Annotated in this window: 17 protein-coding genes and 1 tRNA gene; 14 read left to right on the top strand and 4 right to left on the bottom strand. The window is 58.6% G+C overall.

The annotated features are described in order from the left end of the window. The first annotated feature begins 50 nt into the window (after positions 1–50). Positions 51–1,496 carry a pyruvate kinase gene (gene pyk / locus I6E52_RS01435; protein ID WP_197154377.1) on the top strand — a complete coding sequence of 482 codons (1,446 nt, stop codon included), beginning with the start codon at positions 51–53 and terminating at the stop codon, positions 1,494–1,496. 172 nt (positions 1,497–1,668) lie between these two features. On the opposite strand, the gene I6E52_RS01430 is transcribed toward pyk, so the two are convergent. Beyond that, positions 1,669–1,751 (bottom strand) — tRNA-Leu (locus tag I6E52_RS01430). 39 nt (positions 1,752–1,790) lie between these two features. Here I6E52_RS01430 and I6E52_RS01425 point away from each other — a divergent pair. Next, positions 1,791–2,396, top strand: coding sequence for an ANTAR domain-containing response regulator (locus tag I6E52_RS01425; RefSeq protein WP_197124658.1), 606 nt, complete (start codon positions 1,791–1,793; stop codon positions 2,394–2,396). An 86-nt stretch (positions 2,397–2,482) separates the two neighbouring features. Here I6E52_RS01425 and I6E52_RS01420 read toward each other — a convergent pair whose 3' ends face one another. Further along, entirely contained in the window at positions 2,483–2,914 is a 432-nt protein-coding gene (locus I6E52_RS01420) for a PaaI family thioesterase (RefSeq protein WP_197124660.1), read from the bottom strand. A gap of 87 nt (positions 2,915–3,001) precedes the next feature. Between I6E52_RS01420 and polA the strand changes: the two genes are divergently transcribed. The 4 genes from polA (at position 3,002) to rpsA (ending at position 9,439) form a co-directional block, all read left to right on the top strand. Further along, entirely contained in the window at positions 3,002–5,650 is a 2,649-nt protein-coding gene (gene polA, locus I6E52_RS01415) for a DNA polymerase I (protein WP_231601728.1), read from the top strand. Positions 5,651–5,700: 50 nt separating this feature from the next. Continuing rightward, positions 5,701–5,970: an HPr family phosphocarrier protein gene (locus I6E52_RS01410; RefSeq protein WP_197154375.1), complete on the top strand. Its 270-nt coding sequence runs from the start codon at positions 5,701–5,703 to the stop codon at positions 5,968–5,970. Between the two features lie 65 nt (positions 5,971–6,035). Continuing rightward, a complete protein-coding gene (locus I6E52_RS01405; RefSeq protein ID WP_197154374.1) occupies positions 6,036–7,748 on the top strand; it encodes a DUF885 domain-containing protein in 1,713 nt (570 codons plus the stop codon). A gap of 224 nt (positions 7,749–7,972) precedes the next feature. Then, the gene (rpsA, locus tag I6E52_RS01400) at positions 7,973–9,439 is read left to right on the top strand and encodes a 30S ribosomal protein S1 (protein WP_197124668.1); all 1,467 of its coding nucleotides are present in this window, start codon (positions 7,973–7,975) and stop codon (positions 9,437–9,439) included. Positions 9,440–9,589: 150 nt separating this feature from the next. On the opposite strand, the gene I6E52_RS01395 is transcribed toward rpsA, so the two are convergent. Further along, complete coding sequence (locus I6E52_RS01395) at positions 9,590–10,180, bottom strand: DUF4126 domain-containing protein (RefSeq protein ID WP_197154373.1); 591 nt, start codon at positions 10,178–10,180, stop codon at positions 9,590–9,592. Positions 10,181–10,219: 39 nt separating this feature from the next. On the opposite strand from I6E52_RS01395, the gene coaE reads away from it, so the two are divergent. Together coaE and uvrB are read left to right on the top strand one after the other, a co-directional pair. After that, entirely contained in the window at positions 10,220–10,837 is a 618-nt protein-coding gene (gene coaE, locus I6E52_RS01390; protein WP_197154371.1) for a dephospho-CoA kinase, read from the top strand. A gap of 60 nt (positions 10,838–10,897) precedes the next feature. Beyond that, entirely contained in the window at positions 10,898–12,970 is a 2,073-nt protein-coding gene (uvrB, locus tag I6E52_RS01385; RefSeq protein WP_197154369.1) for an excinuclease ABC subunit UvrB, read from the top strand. Here the strand turns inward: uvrB and I6E52_RS01380 are convergent. Continuing rightward, the gene (locus I6E52_RS01380) at positions 12,924–14,069 is read right to left on the bottom strand and encodes a glycosyltransferase (protein ID WP_197154366.1); all 1,146 of its coding nucleotides are present in this window, start codon (positions 14,067–14,069) and stop codon (positions 12,924–12,926) included. The genes uvrB and I6E52_RS01380 overlap by 47 nt on opposite strands. Positions 14,070–14,149: 80 nt before the next feature. Between I6E52_RS01380 and uvrA the strand changes: the two genes are divergently transcribed. From uvrA to gap, 6 genes are all read left to right on the top strand, one after another. After that, the gene (gene uvrA / locus I6E52_RS01375; protein ID WP_197154364.1) at positions 14,150–17,023 is read left to right on the top strand and encodes an excinuclease ABC subunit UvrA; all 2,874 of its coding nucleotides are present in this window, start codon (positions 14,150–14,152) and stop codon (positions 17,021–17,023) included. A 17-nt stretch (positions 17,024–17,040) separates the two neighbouring features. Further along, positions 17,041–18,990: an excinuclease ABC subunit UvrC gene (uvrC, locus tag I6E52_RS01370; RefSeq protein WP_197154362.1), complete on the top strand. Its 1,950-nt coding sequence runs from the start codon at positions 17,041–17,043 to the stop codon at positions 18,988–18,990. 21 nt (positions 18,991–19,011) lie between these two features. Next, positions 19,012–19,887: an RNase adapter RapZ gene (rapZ, locus tag I6E52_RS01365; protein WP_197154360.1), complete on the top strand. Its 876-nt coding sequence runs from the start codon at positions 19,012–19,014 to the stop codon at positions 19,885–19,887. Positions 19,888–19,932: 45 nt separating this feature from the next. Beyond that, entirely contained in the window at positions 19,933–20,913 is a 981-nt protein-coding gene (gene whiA, locus I6E52_RS01360; RefSeq protein ID WP_197154357.1) for a DNA-binding protein WhiA, read from the top strand. A gap of 110 nt (positions 20,914–21,023) precedes the next feature. Next, complete coding sequence (locus tag I6E52_RS01355) at positions 21,024–21,650, top strand: superoxide dismutase (protein ID WP_197154356.1); 627 nt, start codon at positions 21,024–21,026, stop codon at positions 21,648–21,650. Positions 21,651–21,758: 108 nt separating this feature from the next. Next, positions 21,759–22,766: a type I glyceraldehyde-3-phosphate dehydrogenase gene (gene gap, locus I6E52_RS01350; protein WP_197124684.1), complete on the top strand. Its 1,008-nt coding sequence runs from the start codon at positions 21,759–21,761 to the stop codon at positions 22,764–22,766. The last annotated feature ends 5 nt before the right edge of the window (positions 22,767–22,771 follow it).

The raw sequence follows: 22,771 nt of genomic DNA, 5'->3' as shown, positions 1-22,771 counted from the left end.
GTTCCACCACCACTACCACCACCACCACCACTAACCCGTCAAAGGAAGTTATGAGACGCGCAAAAATCGTCGCGACACTCGGCCCGGCTACGTCGAGCTACGAGAACATCAGGGCAATCATCGATGCAGGTGTCGATGTTGCTCGGATGAACCTCAGCCATGGAAGCTATGCCGTCCACGAAGAGGTGTATGCGAACGTTCGTCGCGCCGCTGAGGATGCTGGCAAGCCAGTAGCGGTGATGGTTGACCTTCAGGGTCCCAAGATTCGTCTCGGCAAGTTCGAGGACGGCCCGTACGACCTCGCGGTCGGCGATATCTTCAAGATCACTATCGACGACATCGTGGGTAACCGCGAGATCTGTGGCACGACGTTCAAGGGGCTTCCTCAGGACGTCGCTCCCGGTGATTTCCTGCTGATCGATGATGGCAAGGTCAAGGTCAAGGTCGTCAGCGCTACGGATACCGTCGTCACGACTGAGGTTGTTGTTGCCGGTGCTGTGTCCAACAACAAGGGCATCAACCTTCCCGGTGTTGCGGTCAATGTTCCGGCACTCTCTGAGAAGGATGAAGACGACCTGCGCTGGGGGCTCAAGCTCGGTGCAGACCTGATTGCGCTCTCGTTCGTGCGCAACGCGGAAGACATCGTGCGCGTCCACGAGATCATGGATGAAGAGGGCCGTCGCATTCCCGTCATCGCGAAGATCGAGAAGCCGCAGGCTGTCGATCACCTCGAAGCCATTATCGATGCGTTTGACGCCATCATGGTCGCCCGCGGTGACCTCGGCGTAGAGCTTCCTCTCGAGGCCGTTCCGATCGTGCAGAAGCGCACCGTCGAACTTGCACGTCGTATGGCGAAGCCGGTCATTGTTGCTACTCAGATGCTTGAGTCCATGATTTCCAGCCCGGTGCCGACGCGCGCTGAGACTTCTGACGTTGCGAACGCCATCCTCGACGGTGCAGACGCCGTCATGCTCAGTGGCGAGACCAGCGTGGGGGAGTACCCCGTCATCACGGTTCAGACCATGGCAAAGATCGTCGCCTCCACGGAAGAGCACGGTCTTGACCGTATCCCCGAACTCGGCACGAAGCCGAAGACTCAGGGTGGCGCTATCACGCTCGCTGCGGCAGAGGTTGCGACGTTCGTCGAAGCCAAGTTCGTCTGTGTCTTCACCGAGTCCGGCGACTCGGCTCGCCGGATGTCGCGCTTGCGTTTCCGTATCCCCATGAAGGCGTTCACGCCGAGTCCTGAAATTCAGCGTCGAATGTCGCTGATTTGGGGCATCGAGTCCTTCATCGTTGACCGCGTAACCCACACCGATGAGATGTACCGCCAGGTAGACGAAATTCTGCTCGGCCAAGAACTCGCTCAGGTCGGCGACAAGGTCGTAGTGATTTCAGGATCCCCTCCCGGAATCTCGGGTTCGACCAACGATTTGCGCGTGCACATCCTCGGTGATGCGATCAACGCTAAGGCTCCTGTATGGGCAGCTAAGTAGCTTTTCAGCCAGCTAAAACAACAACACCGGCGTCGGACCTTGAGGTCCGCGCCGGTGTTGTTGTTAACGCTAGGGAGTTTCAGTGGTTGCCCCATGCGCAGCGACGGCCGCTCGGTTAACTAAAGAAACCGGGAGCAACTGAGTTGCGCCCGGTTTTTTTAGCAATTCGTTGTGCCGAATGTGGGACTCGAACCCACACGTCCTTTCGAACAAAGCATTTTGAGTGCTCCGCGTCTACCATTCCGCCAATTCGGCTGACTACAACGCTGAATAGAATACCGTAGGCTTGCACTTGTGACTGACCAAAACACCAATCAAAATGCTCCCCGCCGCGTTGTCGTTGCCGAAGATGAGTCGCTCATCCGCATGGACATTGTCGAAATCCTGCGGGATGCCGGCTACGAGGTTGTCGGAGAAGCGGGTGACGGCGAGACTGCTGTTGCGCTCGCTACCGAGCTTCGCCCGGATCTGGTCATCATGGATGTCAAGATGCCTCAGCTCGATGGAATCTCTGCTGCGGAGCGCCTCAGCGCCAACCACATCGCGCCTGTCGTGCTGCTGACTGCCTTTAGCCAGAAAGAACTCGTAGAGCGGGCTTCTGAGGCCGGAGCGCTGGCCTACGTGGTCAAGCCCTTCACCCCGAACGATCTTCTCCCGGCTATCGAGATCGCTCTCAGCCGTTACACGCAGATCCTCACTCTCGAGGCTGAAGTGAGCGACCTGGTTGAGCGTTTTGAGACACGCAAGCTCGTTGACCGCGCTAAGGGACTGCTGAACGAGAAGATGGGGCTCAGCGAGCCTGACGCTTTCCGGTGGATTCAGAAGGCATCCATGGACCGTCGCTTGACGATGCACGATGTGTCGCAGGCGATCATCGATCAGCTCAGCGCCAAAAAGTAGCACCCGCTTAGGCGAGGGCCCAGAGACTCAGCGCAGCGCTCTCAGCGCCGCTGAGAAGTCTCAGCGGCACTTCGACACGCCAGCGGCTACGTTGCCGGGCGATCTTTCAGGATGTTCGTAATCCGGATCGTGGAGAGCCGACGCTCTTGCTCGTCACGGATCACGATTTCGTGGGTGGCCAGCGTGCGCCCTAGAGCAATCGCCGTGCAGGTTGCCGTCACGATGCCGGAGCGCACCGAGCGGCTGTGAGTCGCGTTGATTTCAATCCCCATGGCTACTCGGCCAGGGCCGGCATGAATGGCCGACGAGATTGATCCGAGGGATTCCCCGAGCACAACGTGTGCGCCTCCGTGCAGGATGCCGATTACTTGCGTATTGCCTTCAACGGGCATCGTGGCCACGGATCGTTCAGCGCCAAGTTCGAGAAACTCAATACCCATTTTGCGTGTGAGCGAACCGCCTCCCGACTCGACAAGTCGTGCAAATAGTTCGGGATCGAGGTCGTCGGGGTACTTCACAGAGAGTGTCCTTCGCGTTAGGCCGTTTCCGCTGTCGGCAGCCCCGGCTAGGCTGGCTGCGTGTCGGATTCCCAAAAGCCTACTCTTATGATCATTGACGGCCACTCGCTGGCCTTCCGAGCCTTTTATGCGCTCCCTGTCGACAGTTTTCAGAACCGCGATGGGCAGCACACCAATGCCATCCACGGTTTCTTGTCGATGCTGATTTCTCTGTTGCAGAACGAGAAACCTACGCATCTGGCCGTTGCCTTCGATATTTCGCGGTATTCATTCCGCACCCGGGAGTATCCCGAGTACAAGGGAACCCGCGGCGAGACTCCTGTGGAATTCGTGGGGCAGATCCCGCTGCTTGAAGAAGCGCTCAAAGCCATGGGAATCCAAACTCTGAGCAAAGAGGACTACGAGGCTGACGACATCCTCGCCACGCTGGCGCACGAGGGCTCAGAGAACGGCTTCCGCGTTCTCGTGGTCTCCGGTGACCGCGATGCCATTCAGATGGTCAACGACAACGTCACCCTGCTGTATCCGAATGCTCGCGGTGTCTCCGAACTCAAACGCTACGACCGTGACGCCGTTTTCGAGCGTTATGGCATTGAGCCTCACCAGTATCCGGATGTCGCAGCTCTTGTCGGGGAAACCAGCGACAACCTCATCGGCGTCGACAAGGTGGGGGAGAAGACTGCAGTCAAGTGGATCAACCTCTACGGCTCTCTCGACGAGGTGTTGGCTCACGCCGAGGAGATCAAGGGCGTTGTAGGTCAGAACCTTCGCGATCAGATCGATCGTCCCGTTCGCAACCGCAAGCTCAACCACTTGCTCACCGATGTTGAGCTTCCGGTGAATGTCGGCGATCTCGATCGCCGCGCAATCGACGAGGCTGCTGTACGTGAGGTGTTCGATCGCCTTCAGTTCAAGACGCTCTTGCAGCGCGTGATGAAGATTTCTGGTGCCGAAGCGGGCAGCGATGCTCCGTCGTCGTCGACCGCTACGGTTCTTGAGGATGCCGCAGCCATTCCCGCGGTGCGCACGATGGTCGACGAAGAACTCGCTAAGTGGATCGCCACTAACAGCAACGGCAACACGACACCGTTGGGGCTCACGATCGCCAGCGTCGATGGCGTTGTCACCGGACTAGGCCTCGCGACAGCCACCGAGACGGCCTTCGTGCCGTGGGCAGCCGATCGCCCCGATTATGACGCGCTCACGGTGTGGCTCGCGAGCGACGCCCCCAAATACATGCACTCCGCCAAGGTTCAGCTCAAGATCGCCGCCAACAGTGGCCTCGCCGTTGCAGGCGTTGCGTTTGACACCACGCTCGCAGCGTGGCTCCTGAAGCCGGGTGGCAAGCCTGAGGAGCTCGAGACTCAGGTCTACAACTATCTTGGCGAAACGATCGAACAGGGCGATCCGAATCAACTGGTTCCGGAGACAGAAGAGCTCAGCCCTGCGACCAAGTCGTGGTACGTCGTTCGTCTTGCGGCGTATCTCGCGGGGCGCCTCGACGAGGGCTCGCTGGGAGTGCTTACCGATATTGAAATGCCTCTAGTGCCGGTGTTTGCTCAGATGGAGCGCACGGGCATCGCGGTCAATCGCCAGCTGTTGGCCGATCTCAGCAGTTCGCTCAGCACCACAGCCGCCGACGTCGCGCGTAACGCGTTCGAGGTCATCGGTCGCGAAATCAACCTGGGCAGCCCGAAGCAATTGCAAGAGGTTCTCTTCACGCAGCTCGAAATGCCGAAGACTCGTGCTAACAAGACGGGCTTTTCCACGGATGCCGCAAGCCTGGCCGACCTCCAAGAACAAGCACCCCATCCCTTCCTCGACCTGCTCTTGCAGCACCGCGATGCCACCAAGCTGGTGCAGATCATCACCGGTATCGAGAAAGCGATCGACGACTCCGGCCGAGTGCACACCACCTATGAGCAGGCGGGATCAAGCACCGGGCGCATCGCCTCGAACGATCCCAACCTGCAAAACGTCCCGGTCAAGACCGCGACCGGGCGCCAGATTCGTGCGGCCTTCGAGGCTGGGGAAGGCTATGACACCCTCCTCACCGCGGACTATTCGCAGATCGAGATGCGCATCATGGCGCACCTCTCGGGCGATGTCGGGCTCATCCAAGCCTTCAACGAGGGGGAGGACCTTCACCGGTTCGTCGGTTCGCGCATTTTCGGCGTCGAACCAGCCGATGTCACTCCAGAGATGCGCACCAAGGTCAAGGCGATGTCCTACGGCTTGGCCTATGGTCTGAGTGCTTTTGGCCTCAGCAAGCAACTTCGCATTGAGACGAGCGAGGCAAAAGCCCTCATGACGGACTACTTCGCCCGATTCGGTGCCGTTCGCGACTACCTGCGCAACGTTGTTGAACAGGCGCGAGTAGATGGGTACACCACGACGATTTTCGGTCGTCGTCGGCCATTCGGAGATCTCACATCGAAGAACCGTGTGCTTCGGGATAACGCGGAACGTCAAGCGCTCAACTCGCCAATTCAAGGCTCGGCCGCAGATATTCTCAAGCGCGCGATGCTCCAGATCGATGGCGACATCCGCGATGAAGGTCTGAAGTCACGCATGCTGCTTCAGGTTCACGACGAATTGGTCTTCGAAATCGCTGGAGGCGAGCTCGACCGAATGACTACTATTGTTCATGAGCGAATGTCAGGGGCTGCGACCCTGTCGGTTCCGCTTGATGTGCAGATCGGCACCGGCCACAACTGGGATTCCGCCGCACATTAGGCTCGCACCGTTCGGCATCCACTCTCAGAGCACCCCACAAAGGAGCAGCGGTGAGTAGCACAACGGTAGTGATCGGTTCACGAGTTGGGCTGCACGCGCGTCCCGCTTCGGTGTTCGCTCATGCCGTCGCCGAGTGCGGAATCACGGTGATGCTGACGGATGCCGCGGGCTCCACGATTAACGCCGGCAGCATCCTCGGCGTGCTCGCGATGGGCATCAGCTATCAGGATGTCATCACGCTCAGCTCGGACGATGAGGGGTCCGAGCCCGTGCTGGCGTCTCTCGCCGAGCTGCTCGGCCGCGAACTCGATAAGCCTTAGCGCGACCTCGGGGCGGCTTTCCCGCCCCATCAATTCCCGACGATCAATCAAGGAGCCAGACAACGATGTCCGATATGACGCCCTCTACTTCAGCTGCTGCACCCTCGGGGCGGCAGGCTACTCCGCTCGATGCGATTGCCGAGGAATGGGTCACCACTCTGGTTGAACTTGATCCGACCATCGGAACTTACATCGGTTCGCCGGGACAGCACTCGGGGTATGCCGACTATTCGCCCGAAGGGCATGCTCATGTTGTGGCGTCGACCAGGGAAATTCTTGCTCGGCTACAAGCTGCGCCAGTCATGGACGACGTCGACCTCGTCACAAAGTCGGACATGGTTTCCACTCTGAAGCTAGATCTAGAGTCCGATGCCGCGCAATTGTGGAAGCGTGATCTCAATAATTTGGCGAGTCCCGCCCAGGAGATTCGTGGCGTTCTCGATCTCATGCCGACCGCATCCAGCGAAGACTGGTCTGTGATTGCGGAGCGCCTGCACAATATTCCGGAGGCGATCAATGGCTACATCGCGACCCTTCGTCACGGTATTGATGGGGCAGTGGTGCCTGCGCAGCGTCAGGTTGCGGAAGTTGTGGCGCAAGCCCGCCAAATCTCAGCACCCGGAGGATTCTTCGAGTCGTTCATTGCGCAAGCTGAGGCTGTGGGCGGCGACAGTTCTCTCCAATCAGCCCTGGCTGACGGGGCTGCTGTTGCGGCATCCAGCTATCAGAAACTCGAGCGTTTTCTGAGTGACGAGCTTGCTCCGCGGGCGACGCCTCAGGATGCTTTTGGCCGCGAGCTCTACGCGTTGCAGTCTCAGCGCTTCCTCGGCGCCACGGTCGACCTCGATGAAACCTATGAGTGGGGGATTGAAGAACTGGCGCGCATGACTGCCGAGCAAAAGAAGATCGCGCACGAAATCAAGCCGGGAGCATCCATCACCGAAGCAATCGAGCTTCTTGACTCTGACCCTTCGCGAACGCTACACGGCACTGATGCCCTGCAGAAATGGATGCAGAAGCTCAGCGACGAAGCCATCGAAGCGTTGGCTGGCACACACTTCGACATCGCGGAGCCGATGCGCGCGTTGGAGTGCATGATCGCACCCACGCACGACGGGATCATCTACTACACGGGCCCGAGTGACGACTTTTCGCGTCCTGGTCGCATGTGGTGGTCGGTGCCCGAGTCGGTCACGGAGTTCACGACGTGGCGCGAGGCAACGACCGTTTATCACGAGGGCGTCCCCGGGCATCACCTTCAGATCGCCCAAGCTGTCTATAACCGCGATCAGCTGAATACCTACCGTCGGCAAATGTCGGGCACGTCTGGACACGCCGAGGGGTGGGCACTTTATGCTGAGCGCCTCATGGCTGATCTTGGTTTCCTTGATGACCCGGCAAATCGCCTTGGAATGCTTGATGGTCAGCGGATGCGCGCGGCCCGCGTCGTTCTCGACATCGGTGTTCATCTCGGCAAGCCCAAGCTCACCGGTTCGGGTGTGTGGGATTGGGATTACGCTCTCGACTTTATGACCAACAACGTCACGCTGGATCCCGCCAACGTTCGCTTCGAAGTGAACCGCTATTTCGGTTGGCCGGGACAGGCACCGTCGTACAAGGTGGGGCAGCGCATCTGGGAGCAGTTGCGTGATGAATGCCACGCTATCGAGGGTGCTGACTTCTCGCTTCGAGAGTTCCACCGCCGTGCGCTGAACGTCGGTGGGGTGGGGCTAGATACCTTGCGCTCGGCTCTTCTGGCTCCCTACGCCGCGAGCTAACGTTTGACGGGTCTCTCGCGCGCGAGGGCGAGAGGCCTCAACCCGCCAAAATACCGCGAAACACGGCGGATAAGTGGTTGGTTTTAGTGGCGTCGAAGCGCTAGGCTGGAGTGTCGCATTCGTGACTTCTTATTCGCCTGCCTACGGCGAGCACACAGATTCATTTCGCCGTCGGCCCAATTATGCGCTTTTCGAAGCGTGACCCATACCGGAGCAACTACTACATGACAATCGCAACGACTGACAAGGCACCCAAGCAGGTCGCCATCAATGACATCGGATCTGCTGAAGATTTCCTCGCCGCAGTCGAAAAGACGCTGAAGTTCTTCAACGATGGTGACCTTATCGAAGGTACCGTCGTCAAGATCGACCGTGACGAGGTTCTCCTCGACGTCGGTTACAAGACTGAGGGTGTTATCCCCTCTCGTGAACTTTCCATCAAGCACGACGTTGACCCCACTGAGGTTGTCAACGTTGGCGACACCGTTGAGGCCCTCGTTCTCCAGAAGGAAGACAAAGAAGGTCGTCTCATCCTGTCCAAGAAGCGCGCACAGTACGAGCGTGCTTGGGGCGACGTCGAGAAGATCAAGGAATCGGATGGCGTTGTCACCGGTTCGGTCATCGAGGTTGTCAAGGGTGGACTCATCGTCGACATCGGACTTCGTGGATTCCTCCCCGCATCGCTCATCGAGCTTCGCCGCGTTCGTGACCTCACGCCGTACCTCGGCCAGGAGATCGAAGCCAAGATCCTCGAGCTCGACAAGAACCGCAACAACGTTGTTCTTTCGCGCCGCGCACTCCTCGAAGAGACGCAGTCGGCTAGCCGCACTTCGTTCCTCAACAACCTCGCCAAGGGCCAGGTTCGCAAGGGTGTCGTGTCGTCGATCGTCAACTTCGGTGCATTCGTTGATCTTGGTGGCGTAGACGGCCTCGTCCACGTTTCTGAGCTCTCGTGGAAGCACATCGAGCACGCTTCAGAAGTTGTTGAAGTTGGCCAGGAAGTTACGGTTGAGATCCTTGAGGTTGACCTCGAGCGCGAGCGCGTGTCGCTGTCGCTCAAGGCAACGCAGGAAGACCCGTGGCAGGTATTCGCCCGCACCCACGCAATCGGACAGGTTGCTCCCGGTAAGGTCACCAAGCTCGTTCCGTTCGGTGCGTTCGTTCGCGTCGCAGACGGCATCGAGGGTCTCGTGCACATCTCCGAGCTTTCGGGTAAGCACGTTGAACTCGCCGAGCAGGTTGTTTCGGTTGGCGACGAAGTATTCGTCAAGGTCATCGACATCGACCTCGAGCGTCGTCGCATCTCGCTTAGCCTCAAGCAGGCTAACGAGGGCGTTGACCCCGAAGGTACCGAGTTCGACCCGGCACTCTACGGAATGCTCACCGAGTACGACGACCAGGGCAACTACAAGTACCCCGATGGTTTCGACCCCGAGACCAACGAGTGGAAAGACGGCTTCGAGTCACAGCGCGAGAAGTGGGAGCAGGACTACGCTGCAGCCCAGGCGCGTTGGGAACAGCACAAGAAGCAGGTTGCTGCTGCCGCGATTCAGGAAGAGTCGATCAGCAGTGCACCCGCCGGAGCATCGTCGTTCTCCAACGATGACGCTGCAGCTAGTGCAGGCGCGGGAACGCTCGCAGACGACGAGACTCTCGCCGCTCTGCGTGAGAAGCTCTCGAGCAACAACTAGTAACACTTAGCTGAACAGTGTGGCCAGTCTCCTTCGGGAGGCTGGCCACACTCAGTTAACAAGCCACGATCGTCGGATGAATCATCGCACCGCAAGCGGACGGGGCATATCTCTGCTCAGCTGACGAGCCGGCGCCGGAGCTGGGGGCGCCTAGGCTGGGCGTTTTATGGTGCGTCGCGCTCGTCGAACTCGCACTACGAGCCACGCGATGAGCCCGATGAGGGCAAGCGTTCCGATGACAGGAACAATAAGCGCCATCAGGCTGAGCAGAACGCTACTGATGTCTTCTGCGGCGCTCACAACCGGGGCAGCCGCGCCGGCGGTGGCGGCGTTCAGCACAGGGCGTGCAGCCATTTTGGTGGCGTGGGTTCCGAACGCGAGAATGATTCCGATGACGACGGGCACCCACGCATCTGACGTAAAGAATGATGCTGGATCAGTGACCACTGCTGTCTCAGAAGCGGAGCCCGTGCCGAAGGCAATGCCGCCTGCTGCGGGACGCACGATGGTCTGAATCCAATCGTTGACGGAATCCACGACGGGCACTTTGTCGGCGATGACTTCAAGCACGAGCAGCACACCGAGAACGGCGATCACCCACGGGTTTTCGAGCCACGCCCATACGGCGGGCAGTTCTACAAAGTCGAAAACGCGACCGGCAAGGCCCAGTATGAGAAGCGGAATATAAGCGTTGAGGCCAGCCGCGACGGCGAGGCCGCTGCCGGTGAGTACTTCGAACATCCGCTCTCCCTTTCGACACGCTGAGGTTAGCATTGAGGAATGCACTTGATAGCGCTCACCGGTGGGATTGCTTCGGGAAAGTCGACTGTAGCTAAGCGGTGGGCCGAACACGGGGCTGTCGTCGTCGATGCGGATGCTCTCGCCCGCGAAGTGGTGGAGCCAGCCTCCCCGGCGCTGGCCGCGATCGTTGATCATTTTGGCGCAGACGTCCTGAACGACGATGGATCTCTCAACCGCCAGGCTCTAGGCAGTATCGTTTTTGGTGACTCGGATGCCCGTCAGGCTCTTAACAGCATCACCCATCCGGCGATCAGTCGGCTCGCCAAGCAACGTTTCGCGGCCGCCTTCGAGCGCGACCCTGAAGCGCTGATTGTGTACGACATCCCCTTACTGGTGGAGTCGGGTCAACCCGTCGATAAGTTCTCGGCAGTAGTGACGGTTGAGGCTGATCCAGAAACTCGCATTCAGCGGTTGATCGAGCACCGCAATATGCCGCGTAGCGAGGCAGAAGGGCGCGTCGCGTCTCAAGCGTCGAGCGGCGATCGTAGAGCGGTGGCCGACTTCGTCGTGGATTCTGGAGCTGAATTGGCGGATACAGAACGTCACGCTGACAACGTGTGGCAGTTGCTTCGCGACCAACTAGTGAGTTCGCGCTAAGCGTTGGCCTAGCGACTCGGTTTTCGGGTCGTTGTCAGTGCCGGTGCCTACACTTGAGCTATGGAACCAACTCGCTCAGTACGTCCTTTTGAGGTAATTAGCGAGTATTCACCTTCCGGAGATCAGCCTCAGGCTATTCGCGAGCTAGCTCAGCGAATCAATGCTGGCGAGACAGATGTTGTGCTGCTCGGTGCCACAGGCACGGGAAAGTCGGCAACGACCGCGTGGCTAATCGAGCAGGTGCAGCGTCCAACGCTGATCATGTCCCACAACAAGACTCTTGCTGCTCAACTGGCGAACGAGTTCCGAGACCTGATGCCCAACAACGCGGTGGAGTATTTCGTTTCGTACTACGACTACTACCAGCCCGAGGCCTACATCCCTCAGACAGATACCTTCATTGAGAAGGACTCGTCGGTCAACGCTGAAGTCGAGCGGCTGCGACACTCCACTACCAATTCTTTGCTCAGCCGCCGCGACACCGTGGTGGTGTCCACCGTCTCGAGCATTTACGGGCTCGGTGCTGCTGAGTCCTATCTTGAAGCGATGATCGCCCTGCAGGTGGGGATGCGCATCGATCGTGAGACGCTCATCCGCAAGTTCGTGGGAATGCAGTATCAGCGCAACGACTACGACTTCTCGCGGGGAAACTTCCGCGTGCGTGGCGACACCATTGAAATCATTCCAGTGTATGAAGAGCTTGCTATCCGAATCGAGATGTTCGGAGACGAGATCGAAGCGCTCTACTCGCTGCATCCGTTAACCGGCGACATCGTCAAAAAGATGGATTCGGTGTCGGTGTTCCCTGGCACCCACTATTCGGCAAGCCCCGAAACAATCAAAACCGCAATCGTGTCCATTCAGGAAGAGCTCGCCGACCGGCTTGGCGTGCTGGAGCGTCAAGGAAAGCTCCTCGAAGCTCAACGCTTGCGTATGCGCACGACCTTCGACATCGAAATGATGGAGCAGATCGGTTTCTGCAACGGCATTGAGAACTATTCTCTCCACATGGATGGCCGCCAACCGGGCGAACCACCAAGCTGTTTGCTCGACTACTTTCCGGATGATTTTCTCGTGGTGCTCGATGAGTCGCATGTCACGGTGCCTCAGATCGGCGCCATGTACGAGGGCGACGCCTCACGAAAGCGCACTCTCGTGGAACACGGGTTCCGCCTCCCTAGCGCGCTCGACAATCGCCCGTTGAAATGGGAAGAGTTTCTTGAGCGGGCCGGCCAGAAGGTCTACCTTTCTGCGACTCCGGGCAAATATGAGATGGGTATCACTGACTCCGTTGTTGAGCAGGTTATCCGCCCGACAGGACTCATCGATCCGCAAATCGTGGTCAAGCCATCTCAGGGTCAGATCGACGACCTTCTCGAACAGATCAGGCTTCGCGTCGAGAAAAACGAGCGAGTTCTCGTCACTACGCTCACGAAAAAGATGGCCGAAGAACTCACCGAATTCCTTTCGGAGAATGGCGTGCGGGTGCGCTACTTGCACTCCGACGTCGATACGCTGCGTCGAGTCGAGCTGCTTACGGAACTTCGCCAGGGCGTCTATGACGTGCTGGTTGGCATCAACCTCCTTCGCGAGGGCCTTGACCTTCCCGAGGTATCGCTTGTGGCAATTCTGGATGCCGACAAAGAAGGCTTCTTGCGGTCATCGACGTCGCTCATCCAAACCATCGGACGAGCCGCTCGAAACGTTTCGGGCGAGGTGCACATGTACGCCGACGTCGTCACGCGCTCGATGGCGTTCGCGATTGAGGAGACCGATCGTCGCCGGGAGAAGCAGGTCGCCTATAACACCGAGCACGGTATTGACCCGCAGCCACTGCGCAAGAAGATCGCAGATATCACTGACGCGCTTCTCCGGGAGGGCGCCGATACTGCCGAGCTGCTCGCGACTCGCAGCCGTGACGGCAAAAAACGCACTCCGACGCCCAAACTGGCGCGGGAAGGAATCGCTGCCGCCGGCGGAAATGATCTTGAAAATATCATTGGCGATCTCAACGAACAGATGCTTCAAGCGGCATCCGAGTTGAAGTTCGAGCTTGCCGCTCGATTGCGAGACGAAGTTCAGGAACTCAAGAAGGAACTGCGTCAGATGGAGCAGGCTGGCCATTTGAAGTAGCCGCCAAAGTTTCGTGCAGCGAAATCATGCGACGCTCCTGAGCGAGGGAATCATGGGGGAGTGCGGTTTTTCTCGCGGAGCTTCTGCGCTCTTCTACCGGGATGTCGGTGAGAATCCGGAGAGCGTGAGCGATGTGAGTGATATCCGGAGCTACCGTAAGTCCGCCTCCGTCCACAAACGCCAAGCGTTCGTTGCACGCGGTAGTGAGAATTGTGGGAGTACCAGCCGCGAGCGATTCCAATGCGCTGGCGTGTCCCCACGATCCACTCGTTGTCACGATGGCTACGTCCGCCGTTGCAAAGACTTCTGCTCTCTCGATCAAGGTGAGATCGTGGGCGCTGAGAAACTGAACCGGCATCCCGAGTGCGCTTCGTTCGAGCCGTGCACGCAGCGGTCCGTCTCCTAACACCACCAAGTGAAGGTCTTCACCCTGAGAAACTCGCTCACGCACAACCTCGATCGCCGCGGACACCGAACCAGCGGCGGTGAGTGGTGCCGCACACACGACGATCAGATCGGCTCCGCTTGAATCACGGAGCGTGCTGTTGTGCCGCAAAGGAGAAAAGACTTCGAGGTTCACTCCGGATGGCACGCTCAGCACACGATCGTCAGCCTCCAGGGCGTCGGAGTCAATCGCGGGAGAGTGTACTTCTTCGGTCCCCGACGAACCGTGACGCTCTAAGTTCGCCGCACCGGTATGAACTATCTGGTCGAAACCTCGGGGAGTACGCCCGGTGGCCCACTCCGCAGCACCGTCGTCTATGAGCAGCACTGCGGGTACACGATTGTGCTGTGCCCAGGATCCCAATTCGCGTGCACTGAGACGGTCAGCAACCTCGATCTGATCAGGAGCGAGTGTGTCCACAGCGCGGCGCACAGCTTTGGCGATCGGAACGAAGCCGCGAGAAAGTGCTCGTCCGCGCGCCGGGACGGTAACGACGGTTCCGTATTCGGTCCACGTTACCGATGAATCGACTCCGGGAATGATGATCGAGAACTCATGCCCGGCAGCTCGGTAGGCCAAGCCACGAGAACGCACCACGCTGGAGGGCAGTAGCGCTGGTGACGAGTAGAAGCCGGTGACGTGCGCAATGTGCATACGCCATTATCTCGGGTGATGGGCGTTCGGCGCTGGGCGTACGTTCAGACAATGTCAGTGGCCTCCGTAGAATAGGAAGAGTGACTACAGCACAGTCGATCCCTAATTCTCACCTCAGCGTCCGTGGCGCTCGGGTTCACAATCTCAAGAACGTTGACCTCGAGATTCCGCGCGACTCTCTTGTCGTCTTCACTGGTCTCTCCGGGTCAGGCAAATCGAGCCTCGCGTTTGACACAATTTTCGCAGAGGGCCAGCGACGCTATGTCGAATCGCTTTCGGCCTATGCGCGTCAGTTTCTAGGTCAGGTCGATCGGCCAGACGTCGACTTCATTGAGGGACTCAGCCCCGCAGTCTCGATTGACCAGAAGTCCACCAACCGAAACCCGCGGTCAACAGTAGGTACGATCACTGAGATCTACGACTACATGCGACTGCTGTGGGCGCGTATCGGCGTTCCGCACTGCGCTGTCTGTGGCGAGAAAATCGAACGTCAATCAGTCCAGCAGATCGCTGACCAGTTGATGAAGCTCGAGAGCGGCACGCGCTATCAGATCGTCAGTCCGGTCGTCTCGCAGAAAAAGGGTGAGTTCGTCGACTTGTTCGCGGAGCTCGCCTCGAGCGGGTATTCCCGTGCCATCGTGGATGGCGACGTCATTCAACTCAGTGACCCTCCCAAGCTGAAGAAGCAGTACAAACATGACATTTCGGTCGTCGTCGACCGGTTGGTGGCGAGCGATGACATCCTCACTCGCCTCACCGACTCGCTCGAGACGGCGCTGCGGCTCACTGACGGCACCGTCGCGATCAATTTCGTTGACGAAGAGGGGGATGCCGCATGGCGTTCTTTCTCCGAGAAGCTGTCCTGCCCCAACAATCACCCCATTCAGCTCACTGAAATCGAGCCACGCACCTTCTCGTTCAACGCCCCTTTCGGCGCGTGTCCGGAATGTTCCGGTCTCGGCACGCGCATGTCGATCGACGCAGAGCTCCTCATCGCCGACGACTCGGTCAGTCTCTCCGAAGGCGCCATCTTGCCGTGGACGAACTCGGGCAAGGGTCTTTACAACTACTTCGAGAAGTTGCTCGGCGGGCTCGCACTCGACCTCGATTTCTCCCTCGACACGCCCTGGGGCGACTTGCCCGAAGATGTCCGCGAAGCTGTGCTTCGCGGCAACGACTTCAAGGTGTCGGTCAAGTGGAAGAACCGCTATGGGCGCGAGATGAAGTACTCGACGGGGTTCGAGGGTGTGATTCCCTACATCGAGCGCAAGTATCTCGAAGCAGAGACTGATGTGCAGCGTCAGCGCTACGCTGCGTATCTCCGCGAGATTCCCTGCCCCGTGTGTGATGGAAAGCGGTTGAAGCCAGAGGTCTTGGCCGTAACTGTCGCCGACAACAGCATTTCTGACATCTGCGAGCTCAGCCTGATCGATGCTTACGGCTTTATGAATGAGTTAGTTCTCTCTGAGCGCGACGCGCGAATTGCTGCCCAAGTGCTCCGTGAGATCCGCTTGCGACTCGAGTTCTTGGTGGAAGTCGGCCTGAGCTACCTCAACTTGGCCCGCGCTGCCGCGACGTTGAGCGGTGGAGAGGCGCAACGCATCCGTTTGGCGACCCAGATCGGCTCCGGGCTTACTGGAGTGCTTTATGTGCTCGACGAGCCCAGCATCGGGCTGCACCAGCGCGACAACCGACGATTGATCGAGACACTCGTCAAACTCAAGAACCTCGGCAACACGCTCATTGTGGTTGAGCACGACGAAGACACGATTCGTACGGCCGACTGGGTCGTCGACATCGGCCCGGGCGCCGGCGAACACGGCGGTGAAGTCGTTCACTCTGGGTCGTATGAAGACCTTCTCACCAATACAAACTCGATTACTGCTGACTACTTGTCGGGTCGCAAAGCCATCGAAACTCCGAAGAAGCGTCGCCCGATCGATAAGGCGCGCCAGATTGTCGTCGAGGGCGCGAAGGCGAACAACCTCAAGAACCTCACCGTCAAATTCCCGTTAGGAACGTTTACGGCCGTCACCGGTGTCAGTGGCTCCGGAAAGTCGAGCCTAGTCAACGACATTCTCTACAAGGTTCTCGCTAACGAACTGAACGGTGCTCGCCAGATTCCCGGAAAGCACACGCGAGTCACCGGTCTCGAAAACCTGGACAAGGTGGTGCACGTCGATCAAAACCCGATCGGGCGCACTCCACGATCGAACCCTGCCACGTACACGGGTGTCTTCGACAAAATTCGCACGCTATTTTCTGAGACCGCTGACGCGAAGGCGCGAGGTTACCTTCCCGGTCGGTTCAGTTTCAATGTAAAGGGCGGTCGCTGTGAGAACTGCTCCGGTGACGGCACGATCAAGATCGAGATGAACTTCTTGCCCGACGTCTATGTCGCGTGTGAAGTGTGTGGGGGAGCGCGTTACAACCGCGACACTCTCGCGGTGAAGTACAAGGCAAAGAATATCGCCGAGGTGCTCGATATGCCGATCAGCGAAGCCGCTGACTTCTTCGAGGCCATCACAAGCATTCACCGGTACTTGAAGACGCTTGAAGAAGTTGGTCTTGGCTATGTTCGTCTTGGCCAGAGCGCAACCACGCTCTCGGGCGGCGAGGCTCAGCGAGTGAAGCTTGCTACCGAGCTTCAGCGTCGCTCGATGGGGCGAAGCGTGTATGTGCTCGACGAGCCGACTACAGGCTTGCACTTCGAAGATGTTCGCAAGCTTCTGCTCGTGCTCAACGGACTCGTCGATAAGGGAAACACAGTCATCGTCATCGAGCACAACCTCGACGTCATCAAGTCCGCCGATTGGCTCATCGACTTGGGCCCCGAGGGCGGTTCTGGAGGCGGCGAGTTGCTGTCCGTCGGAACCCCGGAGAAGGTCGCCAAGGTCGCTGGAAGCCACACTGGTCAGTTCTTGGCTGAAGTGCTGAGTGGCAATCGTGTCTAGGCCGCCAGGGGCTACTCGTGGCTAACACGGTTGCGTGGCGCCCGCGCGCAGGCGACATTCCCAACCAGCCCGGCGTTTATCGGTTTACTGACGACAACAAGCGCGTGCTCTACGTGGGCAAAGCGAAAAACTTGCGGGCTCGCCTGAGCAACTATTTCGCACCGTTAACGACGCTTCACGAGCGCACTCGACGGATGGTGCTCACCGCAACCAACGTGGAGTGGACGATAGTTGGCAACGACTTCGAAGCGCTGCAGCTGGAATACACGTGGATCAAAGAGTTCGACCCGCCGTTTAACGTTCAGTACAAAGACGACAAGTCCTATCCCTACTTGGCAATCACGATGGGGGACCCTGTTCCGCGGGTGCTAGTGACTCGCAATCGCAACCTTCCCAACGCGCGATATTTCGGCCCGTATTCTCGGGCGTGGGCCATCCGCGACACTGTCGATGTGATGCTCAAAGCATTCCCCATGCGCAGTTGCTCCACGTCTGTCTACAAGCGCGCTCAGCAAACGGGCCGCCCGTGCTTGCTCGGTGACATCGGCAAGTGCGCGGCACCCTGTGTAGGGCGTGTGACTCTTGAGGAACATAAATCGATTGCCCTCGATTTTGCGTCCTTCATGGCGGGGAACGACTCCCGCATGCTCGACTCAATCCGAGTAAAGATGGCCGATTCTGCCGCTACGCAGGATTATGAAGCTGCCGCACGCTATCGCGATCAAATCGGGGCGATGGAGACAGCTCTCGCAAAGAATCAGATTGTGCTCTCTGAAGACGTGGATGCTGACTTCTTCGGCATTGCGCATGATGAACTTGCTGCTGCAGTCCAGCAGTTCATCGTACGTGGCGGCCGAATCAGAGGTGTGCGGGGATGGGTAGTCGACAAAGAACTCGATGTCGAACTCGGGGGACTGGTCGAGTCCGTTTTGCAGAATGCCTACGACGACACCGTCCCACCGCGCGATGTCCTCGTGCCCGCATTGCCAGACGACAGCACCGCGCTCGAAGAGTGGCTTGCGCAGCGGCGTGGGCCTGGTGCGCGTGTGCGACTACGGGTCGCACAGCGCGGCGAGAAGGCGTCGCTTGCTCAGACGGTAGAGACAAACGCTAAGAACGCGCTCATGCTCTACAAGTCGAAGCGCAGCGGTGACTTCATCGCTCGGTCGCAGGCTCTCGCCGATATCCAAGAGGCGCTAGGAATGCCGGAAGCTCCGCTTCGAATGGAGTGCTTCGACGTCTCGCACCTGTCAGGAACGAACGTGGTGGCGTCGATGGTCGTCTTTGAGGATGGTTTGCCGAAGAAGCAGCATTACCGACGCTTCAACATTGCTGACACCACCGATGACACTGATTCTATCTATCAAGTGCTCAAGCGCCGCCTTGCTTATCTGGCCGCGGGAGACGCCGTTCCCACTGCCGCTGAAGCACAGACGCCGGCCGACGAGATGCTCAACGCTGAGCATCCGGGTGCCGCAGCTTCCGACGCCGCAGAGCCTAAGACTGATGTCGTCGTGCCCTCGCACAAGTTTGCCTATCCGCCTCAATTGCTCATTGTCGATGGTGGGCAACCCCAGGTATCTGCAGCAAAGCGGGCCCTCGAAGAGTCTGGCGTTTCCGGCATCCAACTCGCCGGAATTGCTAAGCGTCTTGAAGAGATTTGGTTGCCGGACTCCGACTATCCGGTGATTCTTCCGCGCAATAGCGATGCCCTGTTTTTGATTCAACGCATCAGGGATGAAGCGCATCGCTTTGCGATTACCCACCAGCGTCAACGACGCTCGAAAGATATTTCGTCGATTCTTTCCACGGTTCCCGGTCTCGGCCCGTCACGCATCAAAGCGCTCTTGCAGCACTTCGGTTCTGTAGCGAGGCTCAAGGCCGCGACGGCGGAACAGATCGTTGAAGTGCCGGGCGTGGGGGAGTCAACAGCGGCGGCGATCATCGAGAAGCTCGGTCAGCGCTAGCTCGGGTAGTCTGAAGCCACCATGAAACCCGTGACAGAGCAGCAAGAAGTTCTTATCGTGACTGGAATGTCGGGCGCCGGTCGTTCGACGGTCGGCAACGCGCTAGAAGATCTCGGCTGGTATGTCGTAGACAACTTGCCGCCTCAGATGCTTTTGCCTCTTGTCGACCTAGCTCACCGGGCCGGAGACTCGCTCCCACGTGTTGCAGCGGTAATCGATGTGCGCGGCGGCAAGCTTTTCTCGGATGCCCAGAATGCCATAGAAGCTCTCCGTGGTTCAACGTCGCTCCGTGTGCTGTTTCTTGATGCTGAAGATGCCGCGCTCGTTCGCCGGTTCGAGCAGGTTCGCAGGCCCCATCCGCTTCAAGACGAGGGCACCCCACTTGATGGCATTGCGGCGGAGCGCACCCGCATGGCAGAGATTCGTTCCAGTAGCGACATCATTATCGACACCACAGACCTGAACATTCACCAATTGGCGATGACAATCATCGAGAAGTTCTCTGCGGAGAGCGACGCCGGTTTACGTATTACTATTGAGAGCTTCGGATTTAAGTATGGTCTCCCAGCAGACGCCGACATGGTGGCTGACTGCAGATTCTTGCCTAATCCATTTTGGGTTCCCGAGCTCAAAGCGTTAGACGGACTCGATGAACGAGTTCGTGCATACGTGGTCGGGGCGCCCGGAGCAAAGGAATTCGTCGCAGATTATGCACGAGCCCTCGAACCTGTTTTCGCCGGGTACCAACGCGAGAATAAACGACACGCAACGATCGCGATCGGCTGCACGGGTGGCAAACACCGGTCAGTCGCTATTGCCGAAGAACTGTCAGCTATTCTTAGTGGCCTGCCAGGTGTCGCCGTAAGCATTAAACATCGGGACCGCGGACGAGAATAGATTGCTCATCCAACGGAACCGTCATCATGGAAGGAAGGCCAGTTAGTGGCATTAACTGCTGAAGTCAAAGACGAACTGGCACGAATTCAGTTGGGCAAGACGACTGAGCGCGCTGCAGAGCTCGCGACAATTTTGCGATTCTCGGGCGGTCTTCATTTGATCTCTGGCCGTATCGCGGTCGAGTCGGAACTCGAAAGTGAGTTGCTCGCGCGCCGGGTGCGTCGCGACATTGCTGAGCTCTACGGCGTTCGTTCGGAGATTTCGCGCGTCGCGTCTTCCGGCGGCCGCCGCACGAACAATCTGCTTGTTCGCGTGCTTGATGGGGGAGAAACCCTCGCGCGACAGACGGGGCTCTTGGATGCCCGTCGGCGCCCCATCCGTGGTCTCCCTAACCGTGTCACGACCGGTGGCCGCGGCGAGTTGGCGGCTGTCTGGCGTGGTGCTTTCCTCGCCGCGGGTTCTCTCACTGACCCCGGCCGTTCCGCTGCGCTCGAAGTAACGTGCCCCGGCAACGAAGCTGCAATGGCATTGGTTGGCGCTGCAGGTCGACTCCGCGTCGCCGCAAAGGCACGCGAGGTTCGCGGTGTTCACCGTGTCGTTGTTCGCGATGGCGAGGCGATTAGCGCCATGCTCACGATCATGGGCGCTGAGACGACTGTCGTGAGCTGGAACGAATTGCGTCAACGTCGCGAAGTTCGTGCCACCGCCAACCGTCTAGTGAACTTCGACGATGCAAACCTTCGCCGTTCGGCGCAAGCTGCTGTTGCCGCGTGTGCCCGAGTCGAACGCGCTCTTGAGATCCTGGGGGATGACGTGCCGCAGCACCTGCGCTACGCGGGCGAGCTTCGTCTCAGACACCGAGACTCAAGCTTGGACGAATTAGGCCACCACGCGGATCCACCGATGACTAAGGACGCTGTTGCTGGGCGCATCCGTCGGCTGCTGGCTATGGCCGACAAGCGCGCAAGCGACCTCGGCGTAGCCGGTACTGAAGCAAACCTTCCCGCTGAGTTGGACGAGGCTTAGCGTTCCCTCCATACGGCACGTGCGTCGGATGGACGTGGTTAGACTGGATGTATCTCGCCTGACCGTGCTCGCCAGCCGGCGCAGGAATCACGATCCTAGGAGGACTTCCGATGGCTGATTACACGCTTCCCGAACTTTCGTACGACTACTCCGCGCTTGAACCAAGCATCAGCGCCATGATCATGGAGTTACACCACAGCAAGCACCACCAGGCATATGTCACTGGTGCGAATGCTGCGATCGCGGGGCTTGCTGAAGCTCGCGATTCCGGAAATCTCACCAATGTGAACAAGCTCGAGAAGGACCTCGCGTTCAACTTGGGCGGACACATCAACCACTCCATTTTCTGGACCAACATGTCGCCGAACGGTGGCGACAAGCCCACCGGAGACCTCGAGAGTGCAATCGACGACCACTTCGGCTCGTTCGATAAGTTCACCGCACACTTCACAGCAACCGCTATGGGCGTGCAGGGCTCAGGCTGGGCAGTATTGGCGTGGGACTCCATCGGAGAGCACCTCATCATCGTTCAGTTCTTCGACCAGCAGGGCAACTTGCCCGCGGGCATTGTTCCTCTCCTCATGCTTGATGTGTGGGAGCACGCCTACTACCTCGACTACAAGAACGTGCGTGCTGACTATGTCAAGGCGTTCTGGAACATCGTTGACTGGGCTAACGTTCAGGACCGCTTCAGCGCAGCGCGCTCGAAGACAAACGGTCTGCTGCTACTCTCGTAGCGGCATCGTGGCCGGGTTAGGCCCCGGCTTTAGCCCAGTCTCCACCACAGCAACACCCCCACCACTACAGCACGACGCGTCCTAGACGCCTGATTTTCTGGAGCAACAGTGAGCGTAAAAATCGGTATTAATGGTTTCGGTCGCATCGGTCGCAACTTCTTTCGAGCGGCAATGGCCAAGGACAGCAACATCGAAATTGTTGCGGTCAACGACCTCACAGACAACAAGACCCTCGCTCATCTCCTCAAGTACGACACCATCACTGGTCGTCTAGACGCTGAGGTTACGTTTGATGACGAGCAAATCGTCGTCGATGGCAAGGCAATCAAGGTTTTCGCTGAGCGCGATCCCTCGAACCTCCCGTGGGGTGAGCTTGGTGTTGACATCGTCATTGAGTCGACCGGTCACTTCACCAAGTCGGCGGATGCCGCGAAGCACATCGCTGCAGGCGCCAAGAAGGTCATCGTTTCGGCTCCGGCTTCTGGCGACGATGTTGCAACTCTGGTGCTTGGCGTCAACGAGGGTGTCTATGACCCCGCCGTCCACAACATCATCTCCAACGCATCGTGCACGACGAACTGCCTCGCGCCGTTGGCCAAGGTCTTCATGGACAACTTCGGAATTGACACCGGGTTCATGACCACTGTTCACGCGTACACCGCTGACCAGAACCTTCAGGACGGTCCGCACGGAGACCTGCGTCGCGCTCGTGCAGCAGCACAGAACGTCATCCCGACGTCGACTGGTGCAGCAAAGGCGCTCGGCTTGGTCATTCCTGAGCTCGTCGGCAAGCTCGATGGTTACGCCCTTCGCGTTCCCGTCATCACTGGATCGATCACTGACCTCACCATCACGACTTCGTCTGAGGTTACGGTCGAGCAGGTCAACGCTGCATACAAGGCAGCGGCTGAAGGCCCCCTCAAGGGCATCCTCAAGTACACCGAGGACCCGATCGTTTCCACCGACATCGTTGGCGACCCGCACTCGTCGATCTTCGACGCTGGTCTGACGAAGGTCATCGGCAACCAGGTCAAGGTCGCTTCGTGGTACGACAACGAGTGGGGCTACTCGAACCGTCTCGTTGACGTTGCAGAATACGTCGGCGCCCGCCTCTAACATCC

It is taken from the genome of Salinibacterium sp. NG253 (assembly GCF_015864945.1).
In the GTDB taxonomy this organism is placed as follows: domain Bacteria; phylum Actinomycetota; class Actinomycetes; order Actinomycetales; family Microbacteriaceae; genus Rhodoglobus.
The sequence above is the reverse complement of the archived record's forward strand: the minus strand, read 5'-3'. Positions and strand labels throughout refer to the sequence as shown.

Coding starts and splice junctions, on each gene's coding strand:
- I6E52_RS01405 (WP_197154374.1), top strand. CDS start 6,036: ATGTCCGATATGACGCCCTCTACTTCAGCTGCTGCACCCTCGGGGCGG.
- I6E52_RS01355 (WP_197154356.1), top strand. CDS start 21,024: ATGGCTGATTACACGCTTCCCGAACTTTCGTACGACTACTCCGCGCTT.
- polA (WP_231601728.1), top strand. CDS start 3,002: ATGATCATTGACGGCCACTCGCTGGCCTTCCGAGCCTTTTATGCGCTC.
- rapZ (WP_197154360.1), top strand. CDS start 19,012: ATGAAACCCGTGACAGAGCAGCAAGAAGTTCTTATCGTGACTGGAATG.
- coaE (WP_197154371.1), top strand. CDS start 10,220: ATGCACTTGATAGCGCTCACCGGTGGGATTGCTTCGGGAAAGTCGACT.
- rpsA (WP_197124668.1), top strand. CDS start 7,973: ATGACAATCGCAACGACTGACAAGGCACCCAAGCAGGTCGCCATCAAT.
- I6E52_RS01380 (WP_197154366.1), bottom strand. CDS start 14,069: ATGCACATTGCGCACGTCACCGGCTTCTACTCGTCACCAGCGCTACTG.
- uvrB (WP_197154369.1), top strand. CDS start 10,898: ATGGAACCAACTCGCTCAGTACGTCCTTTTGAGGTAATTAGCGAGTAT.
- I6E52_RS01395 (WP_197154373.1), bottom strand. CDS start 10,180: ATGTTCGAAGTACTCACCGGCAGCGGCCTCGCCGTCGCGGCTGGCCTC.
- pyk (WP_197154377.1), top strand. CDS start 51: ATGAGACGCGCAAAAATCGTCGCGACACTCGGCCCGGCTACGTCGAGC.